The 14959-nt window shown below is 72.8% G+C and carries 12 protein-coding genes; 5 read left to right on the top strand and 7 right to left on the bottom strand.

Features of this window, described 5'->3' with window-relative positions:
* The first annotated feature begins 92 nt into the window (after window positions 1-92).
* Entirely contained in the window at window positions 93-677 is a 585-nt protein-coding gene (locus tag IE140_RS24995; RefSeq protein ID WP_225682170.1) for an adenylosuccinate lyase, read from the top strand.
* Here the strand turns inward: IE140_RS24995 and IE140_RS24990 are convergent.
* The 3 genes from IE140_RS24990 to IE140_RS24980 form a co-directional block, all read right to left on the bottom strand.
* The gene (locus IE140_RS24990) at window positions 655-1242 is read right to left on the bottom strand and encodes a GNAT family N-acetyltransferase (RefSeq protein WP_150194636.1); all 588 of its coding nucleotides are present in this window, start codon (window positions 1240-1242) and stop codon (window positions 655-657) included. The two genes, IE140_RS24995 and IE140_RS24990, sit on opposite strands and share 23 nt — an antisense overlap.
* Before the next feature lie 61 nt (window positions 1243-1303).
* Window positions 1304-2890, bottom strand: a complete 1587-nt coding sequence (locus IE140_RS24985) for an alpha/beta hydrolase (protein ID WP_150194634.1) — start codon at window positions 2888-2890, stop codon at window positions 1304-1306.
* Between the two features lie 182 nt (window positions 2891-3072).
* Complete coding sequence (locus tag IE140_RS24980) at window positions 3073-4113, bottom strand: Rv2578c family radical SAM protein (RefSeq protein WP_109180742.1); 1041 nt, start codon at window positions 4111-4113, stop codon at window positions 3073-3075.
* Window positions 4114-4236: 123 nt separating this feature from the next.
* Here IE140_RS24980 and IE140_RS24975 point away from each other — a divergent pair, with 123 nt between their 5' ends.
* The 3 genes from IE140_RS24975 (at window position 4237) to IE140_RS24965 (ending at window position 7860) form a co-directional block, all read left to right on the top strand.
* Entirely contained in the window at window positions 4237-4629 is a 393-nt protein-coding gene (locus tag IE140_RS24975) for a VOC family protein (RefSeq protein ID WP_150194632.1), read from the top strand.
* Between the two features lie 114 nt (window positions 4630-4743).
* Entirely contained in the window at window positions 4744-5187 is a 444-nt protein-coding gene (locus tag IE140_RS24970; protein WP_006128721.1) for an SRPBCC family protein, read from the top strand.
* Between the two features lie 219 nt (window positions 5188-5406).
* Window positions 5407-7860, top strand: coding sequence for an MFS transporter (locus IE140_RS24965; RefSeq protein WP_150194630.1), 2454 nt, complete (start codon window positions 5407-5409; stop codon window positions 7858-7860).
* A gap of 84 nt (window positions 7861-7944) precedes the next feature.
* Here IE140_RS24965 and IE140_RS24960 read toward each other — a convergent pair whose 3' ends face one another.
* Window positions 7945-8856 carry a LysR family transcriptional regulator gene (locus IE140_RS24960; protein WP_189460710.1) on the bottom strand — a complete coding sequence of 304 codons (912 nt, stop codon included), beginning with the start codon at window positions 8854-8856 and terminating at the stop codon, window positions 7945-7947.
* Window positions 8857-8973: 117 nt separating this feature from the next.
* Between IE140_RS24960 and IE140_RS24955 the strand changes: the two genes are divergently transcribed.
* A complete protein-coding gene (locus IE140_RS24955; protein ID WP_150196834.1) occupies window positions 8974-9978 on the top strand; it encodes an aldo/keto reductase in 1005 nt (334 codons plus the stop codon).
* 6 nt (window positions 9979-9984) lie between these two features.
* Here the strand turns inward: IE140_RS24955 and IE140_RS24950 are convergent, their stop codons facing one another.
* The 3 genes from IE140_RS24950 to IE140_RS24940 all read right to left on the bottom strand — a co-directional run bounded on the left by IE140_RS24950 (window position 9985) and on the right by IE140_RS24940 (window position 14796).
* Window positions 9985-11670, bottom strand: coding sequence for a purine-cytosine permease family protein (locus IE140_RS24950; protein WP_093437892.1), 1686 nt, complete (start codon window positions 11668-11670; stop codon window positions 9985-9987).
* A 136-nt stretch (window positions 11671-11806) separates the two neighbouring features.
* On the bottom strand, window positions 11807-13291 hold the full coding sequence (locus IE140_RS24945) for an alpha/beta hydrolase family protein (RefSeq protein ID WP_150196835.1): 1485 nt from the start codon (window positions 13289-13291) through the stop codon (window positions 11807-11809).
* Window positions 13292-13527: 236 nt separating this feature from the next.
* A complete protein-coding gene (locus tag IE140_RS24940) occupies window positions 13528-14796 on the bottom strand; it encodes a pyroglutamyl-peptidase I (RefSeq protein ID WP_150196836.1) in 1269 nt (422 codons plus the stop codon).
* Window positions 14797-14959 lie beyond the last annotated feature (163 nt).

Here is a 14959-nt window from a genome sequence, read left to right as displayed (position 1 = left end):
GAGCGCGCCACCCCTGGGTTCGTGTGCCCTGGACCACACCGGCTCGGCCGTCCCGCCCCGCACGGAGCGTGTCCGTCGATACGCTGAGCGTCATGGATGACGTGATGGACGAGGAGTTCCGTTCGCTCGTGGACCGGCTGGAGTCCGAGGCGGCCGGATCGCCGCGGTACGCCCGGCTCGTCGCCGCCGAGGACCCCGAGGAGCTGGCCCGGGTCCTGGTGGAGCCGCACCAGCCGCTGTGGGCACGCGAGATGGCCGCCTTCCGGCTCGGCTGCGCGGGCGACCGACGGGCATTCGAGGCGCTGGTCCTCCTGCTCAACCACCGCGACCCCGAACGCTGCGTCTCCGCCGCCCACGCCCTGGCCCGCCTGAACGACCCCCGCACGCCCCGGGCCGCCGCCGCGCTCGCCACCAACGCCCTGCGCACCGCCTACGCCCTGCACCCGGTGCGCCTGCTGACCGACCTGCGGGCCCCCGAGTCGGTGCCCGCCCTCATCGCCACCCTGCGACGCCTGCTGGCCCCGGGCGAACCGCACTGGCGCGTCGCCCTGGCCTGCGTCGAGGGCCTCGGCCGGCTCGCCGACGAACAGGCCCGCCCCGTCCTCACGGCGGCCCTCCCGCATCCACGGCTCGGGGCGGCAGCGGCGGCGGCGCTCAGCCGGCTGCCGGGGGAGTGAGCGGGCGGACGTCCGGGGGAGTGAGCCGGCGGACGTAGCGCACTTCCGTCACCAGGGTCCCGCCCGCCAGGAACGTGTCCTCGCCCCCGTCCGGCCGGAATCCGGCCCGCTCGTAGAACCGGCGCGCCGGAGCGTTCTCCCGGAGCACCCACAGCGCCATGTCCGCGTGACCCGCGGCGGCGGCCCGGGCCGTCAGCTCGGTCAGCAGGGCGCGCCCGGTCCCGGTCCCGATGTGCTCGGGCAGGACGTAGATCGCGTAGAGCTCGCAGCCGGGGAGCCCGTGGTCCTCGGCGCGGTGCGGGCCGACGCAGGCCCAGCCGGTCACGGTCCCGTCGGGCTGCTGGGCGACCACGTTCACGGCCTCGCCGCGTTCCTCGAAGTACCGGCGCCGCTGCCCGGTCTCCTCGGCGACATCCATCGTGTCCAGATACGACTGCGGCAGCAGGCCCCGGTAGGCGTGCTGCCAGCCGCGCACCCGGATCGTGGCGACCGCCCCGCAGTCGTCCAACCGCATGTCGCGGATCATCACGCCGGGCGGGTGCGGGGGAGTCGTGGAGAGCCTCATGCCGGGCCATCCTCGCCGACTCCCGCGCATCCCGCCCGGGGTTTTCCCGTGGCTTACCGGCTCAGGGGCGGAAGCCCAGCAGGCCGTGCAGACGGCTGCCCTTGCTGTTGTCCACCGACTGGGCCGCCGCCTTCTCGGCGGGCAGCGGCTTCGGCTCCGGCAGGGCGGCGCAGACCGCGTCCGCCTCGCCCCGGCCGCGCGGCACCGTGCCGTCGGTCAGATAGGCCGTCAGATGCTTGTCCAGGCAGTCGTTGCCGCTCAGCGTGATGCCGTGGTTGCCGCCGCCCTCCTCCACGACGAGGCTGGAGCCCTTGAGCTTGCGGTGCATGCTGACCGCGCCGCCGTACGGGGTCGCCGCGTCGTCCGTGGCCTGGAGGATCAGCGCCGGGGGCAGCTGCCGGTTGTTCACCGGGAGGGGCCGCAGCGAGGGCACCGGCCAGTTCGCGCACGGCGCGTTGTACCAGGTGTTGTTCCAGGTCATGAACGGCGCCTTCTTGTGGATCCGGCGGCTGTCGTTGCGCCAGGTGCTCCAGTGCTCGGGCCAGCCGGCGTCACGGCACTGGACGGCCGTGTAGACCGAGTAGCCGTTGTCGCCGCTCGCGTCGACCGCGCCGAAGTTCTCGTACACCTCGACCAGCGCCTCGGCGTCCCGGTCCTTCACGTACGCGGCGAACGCCTCGGCGAGGTACGGCCAGTAGCCGTTGTAGTAGCCGCCGGGCAGGAAGGTGTCCTCCAGCTCGCTCGCGCCGACCGTGCCGCCCGCGGGCTTCCGCGCCACGTCCGCCCGCATCCGGTACCAGGCGGCCTCGACCTTCGCGGGGTCGGTGCCCAGGCCGTACGCCGCGTCGTTCTTCGCGACCCAGGCGGCGAAGGCCTTGTGCCGGGCGTCGAACGCGTAGTCCTGGCCGAGGTTGCCCTCGTACCAGACGTCGTCCGGGTCGACCACCGAGTCCAGGACCAGCCGGCGCACGCGCTCCGGGTACAGCTTGGCGTAGACCGCGCCGAGGTAGGTGCCGTAGGAGTAGCCGAAGTAGTTGAGCTGCCGGGAGCCCAGCGCCCGGCGGATCACGTCCAGGTCCTTGGCCGCGCTCACCGTGTCCATGTACGGCAGCACGTCGCCGTGCTTCTCGCCGCAGGCCCGGGCGAAGGACTCGGCCCGGTCGCGGTTGATCCGCTCCGCCCGGTAGGACGTCGGCACCGAGTCCGGGCGCACCGGGTCGAAGTGCCCGGGCAGGCAGTTCAGGGCGGGCGTGCTCTTGCCGACGCCGCGCGGGTCGAAGCCGATCACGTCGTACTGCGCGGCCACCTTCTTCGGCAGCGAGGACGCCACGAACCCGGCCATCGACAGACCGCTGCCGCCCGGACCGCCCGGGTTGACCAGCAACGGGCCCTGGAAGGTCTTCGCGGTGTGCGGGACGCGGGACAGGGCGAGCGTGACCTGACGGCCCGACGGGCGGCGGTGGTCCAGCGGGGCGCGGACCTTCGCGCACTGGAGCGTCGGGTAGCTCTCGGTCGGACAGTCGGTCCACTTCGGCTTCGGGGCCGGCGGCGTGCTCGCCGCGGTGGCGGCGGCCGGGCCGGGCGCCGCGGTCAGCAGACCGGCGACGGTCGCGCCGACGGCGACCAGAATTCCTGCGCGTTTCGTCATGGGGCCTCCCGGAGTGGCGGGACGCGGCTCCGGATCACCGGTCCCCGCCGCATGCTCCCCGAATTCCCCTGCGGAAGGGCCCGTTCCGCGCGGAGTCGCCCCGTACGGTCACGCCATCGGCCCCACAGACCCCACCGGCCACCTGGGCCCCGCCGGCCGCGCCGGTGTCCTTCGGACGGCTCTCAGAGCAGGGTCAGCTGGGTCGGGCCCGGTTCCGGTGCGGCGGCCGGGGCGGGTGGGGCCTGGGCGATCCGGCGGGCCGCGCCCCGGTGCGCCGGGCCGATCCCGAACTCGTCCGCCAGCTCGTGCACCTGACGGGTGATCCGCCGCTGGTACCAGGTGGGGGCGTACGCCCCGCCCGCGTACATCCGCTCGTAGCGCTCCACCAGATGCGGATGGTGCTGCCCCAGCCAGTGCATGTACCACTCGCGCGCGCCGGGGCGCAGATGGAGCACCAGCGGGGTCACCGAGGCCGCCCCCGCCTCCGCGACGGCCGCGACCGTGGCGCGCAGCTGCTCGGGGCGGTCGCCGAGGAACGGAATGACCGGGGCCATCAGGACCGAGCAGCCGATCCCGGCGTCGGTGAGGGCGCGCACCACGTCGAGCCGGCGGTCGGGGGAGGGGGTGCCCGGCTCGACCGTCCGCCACAGCTCCCGGTCGGTGAAGCCCACGGAGACCGAGACGCCGATCTCGGTGACCTCGGCGGCCTGCCGCAACAGCTCCAGGTCCCGCAGGATCAGCGTGCCCTTGGTCAGGATGGAGAACGGGTTCGCCCGGTCGCGCAGGGCGGCGATGATGCCCGGCATGAGCCGGTACCGGCCCTCCGCCCGCTGGTAGCAATCGACGTTCGTCCCCATGGCGATGTGCTCGCCCCGCCAGTGCCGGGAGGCCAGCTCCCGCTGGAGCAGCTCGGCGGCGTTGGTCTTGACGACGATCTGCGAGTCGAAGCCGATCCCCGTGTCCAGGTCCAGATAGCTGTGGGTCTTGCGGGCGAAGCAGTACACGCAGGCGTGTGTGCAGCCCCGGTACGGGTTCACCGTCCATTCGAACGGCATCCGCGAGGCCCCGGGCACCCGGTTCAGGATCGAACGGGCCCGGATCTCGTGGAAGGTGATGCCCCGGAACTCCGGGGTGTCGAACGTGCGCGTGGTCACCGCGTCCGCGGCGAAGAGCGCGCTGTTCCCGGTCGTCGAGTCCTTCTCGACCAGATTGTCCCAGCGCATGGACGCCTCCTCGGTAGCACTCCCCGCAGAATAGAACATGTGTTCCCTTGATCGTGCGGGGCGGACCCCGCGACTACCGTGTGGCTCCTGGAGGAACCGCTACGTGACCGGGAGGCCCCGACCATGGCCAGCAAGTTCACCGAGCTCGCGATCGACTGCGCCGACCCCATGGCCCTGGCCCGCTTCTGGTGCGCGGTCCTCGACTACGAGGTGCAGGACGTCGAGGAGGGGGAGGAGGTCGTCGCCATCGGCTCGCCCGCGGTGCCCGAGGGGAAGAGTCGCCCCGGGCCGGTGCCGCCGACGCTGACCTTCGCGCGCGTCCCCGAGGGCAAGACCGTCAAGAACCGGCTGCACATCGACGTCAACCCCACCGACCGGGAGCAGGGCGAGGAGGTCGAGCGGCTGCTCGCGCTCGGCGCCCGGCGCGCCGACGTCGCACCGGACGGGGCGGGCTGGGTCGTCCTCACCGACCCGGAGGGCAACGAGTTCTGCGTCCTCGGGACCCGCTGCCCCTGATCGCACCCGGCCTCGCCCGGCCGGATCCCCTCCGGACCCCGATTTTGAGCGGCCGTGCCCGAGGTGGTTGGCTCAGCTGACCCCCCGGAACCACGGATTGCTGGAGGAACAGCCATGGCGCAGGTCGAGGCCACCACGGAGCGGATCATCGCGGCGGACGCAGAGGCGGTGTTCGACGCGCTGGCCGACTACAAGGACGTCCGCGGCAAGGTGCTGACCGGGCACTTCAGCGAGTACGAGGTCCGGGAGGGCGGCGACGGCGAGGGCACCCTCGTGCACTGGAAGCTCCAGGCGACCAGCAAGCGCGTCCGCGACTGCCTGCTGGAGGTCAGCGAGCCGACCGACGGGCAGCTCGTCGAGAAGGACCGCAACTCCTCCATGGTCACCACCTGGACCGTCACCCCGGCCGGTGAGGGGAAGTCCAAGGCCGTGGTGGTCACGGTCTGGGACGGCGCCGGCGGCATCGGCGGGTTCTTCGAGCGGACGTTCGCCCCCAAGGGCCTCGCCCGCATCTACGACGAGCTGCTCCAGAACCTCGCCACCGAGGTCGAGAAGTAGGACCCACCGGCGATCCGGGGGCCGGTCCGCCCGGCCCCCGCACGTCGGCCGGCCTCACCGGAACGGGTGGTTTTCCGGGGCGGCCGGTTGTGCGCGGTAGCGGCTCCCACCGGCGCATAAGCCCTCCGTACGCGCCGCGTACGCCCCTCGTCACGTTTGCCCCGCCTTGCCGCGCGATGCGACAAATGGGCGGCGCAGGTGCAACGAGGGGAGCGTTACGTGGTGGGCGGAATCACGCTGGTGAAGGACGGGCCGGACGGCACCGGACCCGACGGCCCGGATCCGGACGGCACGACGGCGACCGTCGAAACCGCCGCACCGCCCCCGCCACCCCCTCCGGCCGGACCCGGCACCGGGCAGACGGCCGTGGAGATCAGCCCCCGCAAGGTCCGCATGGTCTTCCTCGGGCTGATGCTCACCCTGCTGCTCGCGGCGCTCGACCAGATGATCGTCGCCACCGCGCTGCCCCGGATCGTCGGTGAACTGCACGGCCTGGAGAAGATGTCCTGGGCGGTCACCGCCTATCTCCTCGCCTCCACCATCGTCCTGCCGCTCTACGGCAAACTCGGCGACCTCTTCGGGCGCAAGAGCGTCTTCCAGTTCGCCATCGTCGTCTTCATCATCGGCTCCGCCCTCGCGGGCTGGTCGCGGACCATGGACGAGCTGATCGCCTTCCGCGCCCTCCAGGGCATCGGCGGCGGCGGCCTCATGATCGGCGTCCAGGCGATCATCGCGGACATCGTCCCCGCCCGGGAGCGCGGCCGCTACATGGGCCTCATCGGCGCGGTCTTCGGCCTCGCCTCGGTCGCCGGACCCCTGCTCGGCGGCTTCTTCACCGACCACGCCTCCTGGCGCTGGTGCTTCTACATCAACGTCCCCTTCGGCCTGGTCACCCTGGCCGTCATCGCGGTCGTCCTCAAGCTGCCCCGGCCCGCCGTACGCCCCCGGCTCGACGTCCTGGGCGCGGCGCTCCTCGCCGCCGCCTCCACCTGCCTGGTGCTGGTGACCAGTTGGGGCGGCACCGAGTACGCCTGGGGCTCGCGCACCATCCTGGGCCTGACGGCGGGCGCGGTCGTCACGACGGCGCTCTTCGTCGCCGTGGAGCGCCGGGCCGCAGAACCGATCATTCCGCTACGGCTCTTCCGTGACTCCGTCTTCAACGTCACCGGCCTGGTCGGCGCGGTCGTCGGCATCGCGCTCTTCGGGGCCGCCAGCTACCTCCCGACCTATCTCCAGATGGTCGACGGGGTCAGCGCCACCGAATCCGGGCTGCTGATGCTCCCGATGATGATGGGCATCGTCGGCGGCTCCATCGTCTCGGGCCAGCTCGTCACCCGCACCGGCCGCTACCGGATCTACCCGATCGTCGGCAGCGCCGTCTCGGTGGTCGGCATGGGCCTGCTGTCCCTGCTGGAGGCGGACACCTCCCCGCTGGTGTACAGCCTCTACCAGGCCGTTCTCGGCCTCGGGATCGGGCTGGTCATGTCCGTCCTCGTGCTCGCCGTGCAGAACTCCGTACGCCCCTCGGACCTCGGTACCGCCACCAGCGCCAACAACTACTTCCGGCAGATCGGCGGCAGCGTCGGCGCGGCGATCTTCGGCACGCTGCTCGCCGGACGGCTCTCGGACGCGCTCGGTGTCCGGCTGCCCACCGGCGCGGAGCTGCCCGACCCCGAGTCGATCACCCCGCAGATCGTCCACGCGATGGAACCCGCCCTGCGTGACGCCTACATCCAGGCGTACGTCGACGCGATGCCGCGCATCTTCCTCTACCTCGTGCCGGTCCTCGTGCTCGGCCTGATCCTCGCCTTCTTCCTCAAGGAGAAACCGCTGGTGTCCCACCACAGCCCCGAAGCCGCCGCCGAGACCACCACCACGCAGATCCCCGCCGCCCGCGCCGACTCCGGCCACCTCGCCGGGGTCCCGGTGCACGGCAGCGTCCAGCACCCCGACGGCACGACCGTCCCCCGGGCCGCCCTCACCCTCATCGACGTCCAGGGGCAGCAGATCGGGCGTGGGGCCAGCGGCGAGGACGGGCGGTACGCGCTCAGCGTCCCCGGCGCCGGCTCCTACGTCCTGATCGCCGCCGCGGGCGGCCACCAGCCCCAGGCCGTCAGCGTCACCGTCGGCGAACGCCCCGTCGAACTGGACGTGGTGCTCGGCGGCGCCGGACGCCTCGCCGGATCCGTGCTCACGCCCGACGGCGCCCCCGTACGCGACGCGGCCGTCACCCTCACCGACGTTCGCGGCGAGGTCGTCGCCTCGACCCGTACCGGCCGCGAGGGCGGCTATGTCATCGGCGAGCTGATCGCGGGCGAGTACACCCTCGCCGCCAGCGCCCCCGCCTTCCGCCCCGCCGCCCTCCCGGTCAGCGTGCAGGCCGCCCGCGAGACCCGGCAGGACATCGAGCTGGCGGGCGGGGCCGTCCTGCGGGGCGTGGTCCGGGCCACCGGCGGACGGCCCGTCGAGGACGCCCGGGTCACGCTGCTCGACGCGGCGGGCAATGTGGTGGACACCCTCACCACCGGGTCCGACGGGTCGTTCCGGTTCGTCGACCTGTCGTCCGGCGAGTACACCGTGATCGCCGCCGGATACCCGCCGGTCGCCACGGTCCTCCAGGTCGCGGGCGGTGGCCGCACCGAGCGCGACCTCCAGTTGGGCCACGAGGACTGAAGCGTACGGGGACGGGGACCGGCCCCGGGGTCGCCGAGGCTCCGGGGGCCGGTGCGGCTCCGGGGGGCTGGTGGGACCCACGCCTCAGACTTGATCCCGCACCGGCTCCCGCACCGGGTCCTCCCGCACCAGCCGCATCAGCGACCGCGCCCCCGGGCTCAGGCTCCCCGCCCCCGGCAGCACCACCACGCTCTCGTACACCGGCCGGTGCGCGCCCGCCAGCTCCACCGCGACCAGCCGGGCCGCCTCCGGCTTACGGGAGAAGTGGTGCGGCACCACCGCGATCCCCAGCCCCTCCTGCACCAGCTCCAGCAGGCTGTGCACATCGTTGACCTCAAGGCCCACCGTCCGCCGCACCCCCGCCGCCACGAACGCCTCGTCGGCGGCCCGGCGCGGCCCCCAGTCCGGATGGAAGTCGATGAACGACGCCCCCGGCAGCTCCTCCCACCCCACCTCGGCCCGCCCCGCGAACGGATGCCCCGCCGCACACAGCAGCACCATCGGCTCCCGGGCCAGCGGCACCAGCTCCCCGCGCCACTCCGCCGGGCCGACCGTCGCCGCGAACGCCAGGTCGAGCCGGCCGCCCGCCACCCCGTCCAGCAGACTGCTCGTGCCCTCCTGACGCAGCCGCAGTTCCATCTGCGGATGCTCCCGGTGGAACGCCGCCAGCAGCCGCGCCGGACTCACCCCCGCCACACACTGCTCGACCCCCACCGTCAGCGTCCCGCGCAGCAGCCCCCGTACGGCGTCGACCGCGTCCCGCGCCGCCCGCGCCCCGGCCAGCGTGCGCTCCGCCTCCACCAGCAGCGCCCGCCCCGCCTCCGTGAGCCGGACCGTGCGCGTGGTGCGGCTGAACAATGGGGTCCGCAGCTCCTGCTCCAGCGCCCGTACGGAGGCGGAGAGTCCGGACTGCGAGACGGCGAGCCGCTCCGCGGCGCGGGTGAAGTGCTGCTCCTCCGCCACGGCGACGAAGTGCTCCAGCTGACGCAATTCCATGATTGAGCAATGTAGGCGATGAATTCGAGCAGAATCTCCTGTTGGACTGCTGGATCGATCTGCGGAAGCCTGGAGCCGTCTCCCTCAGTCCCCGGATCTCTCCAGCGGAGCCCGCCCATGTACCTGCCGTCCCCCGACCGCTACTCCGGCATGCCCTACCGGCGCACCGGCCGCAGCGGTCTCCTGCTGCCCGCGCTCTCCCTCGGCCTCTGGCACAACTTCGGGGGCGACAGGACGCCCGAGACGCAGGGCGCCATCCTGCGCCGCGCCTTCGACCTCGGCATCACCCACTTCGACCTGGCCAACAACTACGGCCCGCCGCCCGGCTCCGCCGAAGAGACCCTGGGCCGCGCCCTGGCCACCGACTTCGCCGGGCTGCGCGACGAACTCGTCATCTCCACCAAGGCCGGCTACCACATGTGGGAGGGACCGTACGGGGAGTGGGGCTCGCGGAAGTACCTCCGCTCCTCGCTCGACCAGAGCCTCAAGCGCCTCGGTGTCGAGTACGTCGACATCTTCTACTCCCACCGCCCCGACCCGGACACCCCGCTCGCGGAGACCATGGGCGCGCTCGACTCCGCCGTACGGCAGGGCAAGGCCCTCTACGTCGGCCTCTCCAACTACTCCGCCGCCCAGACCCGTGAGGCCGCCGCGATCCTGAAGGACCTCGGCACCCCGCTCCTCATCCACCAGCCCCGCTACTCGATGCTCGACCGCCGCATCGAGGCCGACGGGCTGCCGGACGTCCTGGACGAGCTGGGCGTCGGGTCCATCGCCTACTCGCCGCTGGAGCAGGGCATCCTCACCGACCGGTACCTCGACGGCATTCCGGCCGGGTCCCGGGCGGCGGGCGCGAGCCCCTTCCTGTCCGCCGACGCCGTCACCCCGCAGCTGGTGGAGCGGCTGCGCGCCCTGGACGCGCTGGCGAAGGAGCGTGGCCAGTCGCTCGCGCAGCTCGCCCTCGCGTGGGTGCTGCGCGGCGGCCGGCTCACCTCCGCCGTCGTCGGCGCGAGCAGCGTGACGCAGTTGGAGAACAGCGTCGAGGCCGCCCGGAACCTGGACTTCACCGAGGACGAACTGTCCCGGATCGAGGAGCTGCTGAGGGACGCGAAGGCCGCCTGACGCGGATCAGGTGCCGGAGATCGGGACGGGCGGTGCGGCCGGCAGGACGTGGTCGCCCGCCTTGTCCGTACTCAGGCAGAGCGAGCAGACCACGGCGTCGTGGGCCGGGCAGGCGGCCAGGTCCGGGCGCTCGAAGGTCTGCCGGCAGACGTGGCAGTCGTACGTGACCGCGCTCGGGTTGCCCTCGTCGTCCAGCAGCGGCACCGGGATGCCGTCGTCGCTCCGCCGCAGGTAGTACCGGCCGCGGGTGACGACCGCCATGACCGGGGTGAGGACGAACGCGATCACCACGGCCGCGACGGGGGAGTAGGGCTGGACCGTGTCGCCGAAGGCGTGGAAGTACATCGCGATGGACAGCCCGGAGGCGGCGGTGAACGCGGTCACGCCGACCGGGTTCACCGCGTAGAGCATCCCCCGGCGGAACTCCGGTGCGTGCGGGGAGAGCTTCAGCAGGTACTTGTTGACCCCGATGTCGGTGGCGACGGTGACCACCCAGGCGATGGCGCAGTTGGAGTAGAAGCCCAGAACGCTGTTGAGGAAGCTGAACATGTCGGCCTCCATCAGGATCAGCGCGAAGGCCAGGTTCACCAGGACGAAGATCATGCGGCCGGGGTAGTGCTTGGTGACGCGGGTAAAGGAGTTCGTCCACGCCAGTGAGCCGGAGTAGGCGTTCGTCACGTTGATCTTGATCTGGCTGATGACCACCAGGACCACGGCCAGCGGCACCACCAGCCAGGACGGCATCATCGCGTCGAACGCCCCGCGGAACTGCTGGATCGGCTCGGTCGCGGCCGCCGGCCCCACCTCGGAGAGAATGTAGACGGCGAGGAAGACCCCGATGGCCTGCTTGATCGCGCCGAGCACCACCCAGCCGGGCCCGGCCATGACCATCGCCGTCCACCAGCTGCGCCGGTTCGCCTCGGTCTTCGGCGGCATGAAGCGCAGATAGTCGATCTGCTCACCGATCTGCGCGATCAGCGAGAGGCAGACGCCCGCGCCGAGCAGCACGGAGGCCGTGTTCAGGCTGCCCCCGCCGTCGGTGCCCGCGTAGGCGAGGAAGCTGTCGACCGTGCCGGGGTCGGTGGCGACCAGATGGACCAGCGGGCCGACCATCAGCAGCAGCCAGATGGGGGTGGTCCACACCTGGAGCTTGCTGAGCGCCTTCATCCCGTAGATGACGAGGGGGATGACCATGAGGGTGGAGACGGCGTAGCCGAGCCACAGCGGCAGCCCGAATCCGAGCTTTAGGCCCTGGGCCATGATCGCCCCTTCGAGGGCGAAGAAGATGACGGTGAAGCTGGCGAAGATGACGCCGGTGAGGACCGAGCCGTAGTAGCCGAAGCCGGAGCCCCGGGTGATCAGGTCCAGGTCGATGTTGTAGCGGGCCGCGTAGTAGGCGAGCGGGAAACCGGTGATGAAGATGAGCGCCGCCGCGACCGTGATCGCGACCAGGGCGTTGCCGGTGCCGTGGGCCATGGCGATGCCCGCGCCGATGGAGAAGTCGGCCATGTAGGCGATGCCGCCGAGCGCGGTGGTCGCGACGACCATCGGGGTCCAGCGGCGGTAACTGCGCGGCGCGAAGCGGAGGGTGTAGTCCTCCAGCGTCTCCCGCACCGCCTGTGGTTCGTCGGGTACGGCGGGCGGTGCGGGGTCCGGCGGGGACGGCTCGGCGAGTTGCGTGCGGGTATCCATGGCGGGGGACGCTAGGCAGCCGCCGTTTCCCTTGCGTACGGCCGGTGTGAAGGCGGCGTTACGGTATACCAGCGGGGTGCCAGGGGTGCCAGGGGTGCCAGGGTCGCGGGAGGGCAGCGGTCTCCTTTCCCGCGCCTCAGGGGGCGATGCCCACCCCGTCGATCCGGCTCCAGGCCTGTTCCTGACCGGCCGTCATGGCCGGCCAGTCGAGGCCGCCCGGCCGGGGCAGCACCCGGGAGGCGTACGAGGAGGGCCGGAACCCGGGATCGTAGAAGCACCCCGTGCCGTACGTCCGGTCGAAGGCGGCGCACGATTCGGCCAGCGAACGCGCGGTGGGCTTGCGCCCGGTACGGGACCAACGGTCAAGTGCATCAATGGAGTTGGCGTACTCCGCGCTGCTCAGCCCGCTGTGCTCGCTCTCCCGGGTGAAGGACTGCACGAGCCGGTGCTCCCGGCCCGCGCCCCGCAATGTGGCCCGGTAGGCGGCCTCGTGCTCCACGAACGCCGTGGGGTCGTCGATCGCGTGCAGGGTCAGGACGGGCAGGGACACCCGCCCGGTCAGGTCGCTGTCCCACGAGAGGTCCCGGCGCGCGGTCGGATCCGCCGAGAACCGCTCCACGCCCGCGTTCAGCGCCCGGTCGTCGTGGGAACCGGTATACCGCACGCCCCGGTTGGAGAAGGGGTTACGTCCCTCCAGCCGGGTCGCGACGATGTCGCGGAAGGTGAACGTCGCGAACCGCAGATGCGATTCGAGCGACTGCTCCGGAATCCCGGTGACGGCGAGGATGTCGTCCAGGTTGCGCTGCTGGAGGGCGGTCCGGGCGGCCGGTTCCGCGTCGAACCCCGTGCACTCGCGCAGCCGGGAACTCAGCCCGGCGGACGTCATCGTGGAGTCCGGGCGCAGCCCCTGCCACAGCGGGTACCGCGGCTCTGTGGGGCGCGGGTGGTTGCGGCAGTAGTACTGGTAGACCACGCGCAGGTCGACCCGGTAGTCGTAGCCGCGCGAACCGCCGCCCAGGACGCCGTTGGTCAGCAGCACCCCGTCGTACGCCCCGGGCTTCCTGCCGTACGTCTCCGCGACCTTGGCGGCGACGTTCCCGCCCCAGGACTGGCCGTGCAGATAGGTCCGTTCCGGCTTCCCGAACCGGTCGGCGAAGACCCGGCGCACGTTCTCGGTGTCGGCCGCCGCCATCCGCGTCCCGTAGCCGCCGCGCCGGTACGGGGAGCCCGCCCATGCGTAACCCTCCTCCACCATGACGGCCCAGCGCCCCAGGTCCTCCGTCGAGCGGGCCGGGTCCGACGCGTCGCCCAGGTCGGGCCCGCCGTGCGCGTGCACCACCAGGGAGCCGTTCCAGCGGGTGGGGATGGCGAGCGCGTAGTGCGCCCCGTTCCCGTCCCGGCCCGTGTAACACCGGGCCTTTCCGGCCAGCGCCTCCGGGCAGTCGGCGGCGACCGGGGCGGCGGGCAGGGCGGCGGGCGGGGATCCGGCCGGGCTTTCCGCCGGGGCCCGGCCCGCCGACCCGAGGAGCAGGGCCGCGACCGTGGCGGCCAGCGCGGCGGAGCGCAGCCGGTGGCGGCGGTACAGCGGCAGGGCCCGGACGGGGGCGTGGGGGGAGTTCACGGGGGCGGCTCCTGGCGTTCTGCGCCGGTGGCAGCGCCTGCGGGCGCTGCCACCGGAACGGTCTGTGCGGCTGCTCCGGCACGGGGTGCGCCGGGATGCCGGGATGCTAGGAAGCGCCGCACCCGGGGGAGAAGCCCCGCGCGCATTGCGTTCATAGTGTTCGCCCCGGCGGGCCGCACCGCACCCCTGCGAGCCGCCGCGCCGGGATCCCGCCGCGCAGCTTGCCGCCGCGCCGCTCAGCCGGTGGCCGTCACCGCCGTCCGCACCAGCTCCCTCACCTGGCCCACGATGTCGGCGCGGTTGCGCTCGAAGTCCGGGTCGGTGACCGTGCCCGTCTGCGGGTTCGTGTTCTCCGCGCCGAACTGGAGGACCGGGGTGTGCAGATGGCCGCCCGGCAGGTCCGGCAGACGGAGCCGGTCGCGCAGGAGGGTGACCCGGTAGGCGATCTCGTTGGAGAGGTAGTCGCCGCCGCCCCCGGCCCGCGCCGCCGAGCCCGGGGTGGGGCCGTCGGGCCTGGTCACGGGCTGGGTGCCGCCCGCCGGTATCTCGGTGACCTCGGTGTTGTCGTACACCGGGAAGCGGCCCGTGTCCGCCTCGGTGAGCTGCCGGTACGGGAGGGTCGTGGACGTCCACTGCGGCTGCGTGGCGGGATCGGCGACGGGGACGAGCCCGGTGCTGGAGGCGTTCTCGTTGTCGGCGAAGCCGCCGCGCCAGGCTCCGTTCGTGCGCTCCACGTCGAAACGGCCCTGACGGCCCTGGCTGACCGTGGTGAACAGATCCAGATGGGGCAGATGCCGGGAGAGGGCCCGCTCGACGACGCCCTCGGCGAAGTCCGCCCAGCGCACCGGGAAGACGACGGTCTCGATCCGGGCGGGCCCGTCGGGCGTCTGCACCAGGGTGCCGTCCAGGGCGAGCGCGGTCGCCCCCGAGGGGTTGCCGATCCGGACGTCCCGGTCCAGCGTGAACGGGTCGAAGCCGGTGACCAGGACCCGCTTGGTCCGGTGGCCCTGGTAGTGGATGTCGCTCTGGCCGCGCGACGCGGTCTCCAGGGCGGAGTGCAGGGCTTCGCGCCGCCGGTCGTCGAGGTCGAACCGGGGCGTCCAGGCGCGCAGTTCCCGGCTGAGCGCGAGCCGGGCCCAGTAGAGCGGGCGGTCGTCGCCCCGGCTCAGATCACCCGTGGCCGGTCCTCGCCCCTGAGCCCGGTCCACGGCGCGCCGCCACAGCGCCGAGGCGTGCCGGGTCACGGTGCGCTCGGCCTGCGCATAGCTCTTCGCGTGCTTCAGGGCTCGCTCGAAGCGCGGGGCGAAGGCGTCGAATCCGCTGCGCCGCAGGATCTCCTGCGGGGCGGCCCGGTCGAGGCGCTGCTCCTCGACGGTCGCCTCCACGGGGGTGCGGGAGGTGTCCGCGGGGGAGGCTGCGGCGGGCAGGGCGGAGCCCGCCAGGACGAGCAGGAGCGCCATACCGCCGAGACCGATCCGGGCCGTTGCGGGGAGTTGGTGGGTCACACGGGTCCCTTTCGTTTCACCGGGTGGGGCCCGCAGTATCCCGGGACGGTCCGCAGCGGTGCCATAGGGCAGTGCGCGGCCGGGGCTCGTCCGACGTCACCGGACCAGACCTCTGACGCGCCCGCCCCTCCCTGGCCCGCGCCGCTCACGGGGCGTACGGTGT

It is taken from the genome of Streptomyces parvus (genome assembly GCF_014648875.1).
Taxonomy (GTDB): domain Bacteria; phylum Actinomycetota; class Actinomycetes; order Streptomycetales; family Streptomycetaceae; genus Streptomyces; species Streptomyces parvus.
Note: the sequence above shows the minus strand (reverse complement) of the source record. Positions and strands in the feature narration are given on the sequence as shown.

What these genes read in the sequence shown, in the direction of transcription:
- IE140_RS24995 (WP_225682170.1), top strand. Translation starts at nt 93, where the DNA reads ATGGATGACGTGATGGACGAGGAGTTCCGTTCGCTCGTGGACCGGCTG.
- IE140_RS24990 (WP_150194636.1), bottom strand. Translation starts at nt 1,242, where the DNA reads ATGAGGCTCTCCACGACTCCCCCGCACCCGCCCGGCGTGATGATCCGC.
- IE140_RS24985 (WP_150194634.1), bottom strand. Translation starts at nt 2,890, where the DNA reads ATGACGAAACGCGCAGGAATTCTGGTCGCCGTCGGCGCGACCGTCGCC.
- IE140_RS24980 (WP_109180742.1), bottom strand. Translation starts at nt 4,113, where the DNA reads ATGCGCTGGGACAATCTGGTCGAGAAGGACTCGACGACCGGGAACAGC.
- IE140_RS24975 (WP_150194632.1), top strand. Translation starts at nt 4,237, where the DNA reads ATGGCCAGCAAGTTCACCGAGCTCGCGATCGACTGCGCCGACCCCATG.
- IE140_RS24970 (WP_006128721.1), top strand. Translation starts at nt 4,744, where the DNA reads ATGGCGCAGGTCGAGGCCACCACGGAGCGGATCATCGCGGCGGACGCA.
- IE140_RS24960 (WP_189460710.1), bottom strand. Translation starts at nt 8,856, where the DNA reads ATGGAATTGCGTCAGCTGGAGCACTTCGTCGCCGTGGCGGAGGAGCAG.
- IE140_RS24955 (WP_150196834.1), top strand. Translation starts at nt 8,974, where the DNA reads ATGTACCTGCCGTCCCCCGACCGCTACTCCGGCATGCCCTACCGGCGC.
- IE140_RS24950 (WP_093437892.1), bottom strand. Translation starts at nt 11,670, where the DNA reads ATGGATACCCGCACGCAACTCGCCGAGCCGTCCCCGCCGGACCCCGCA.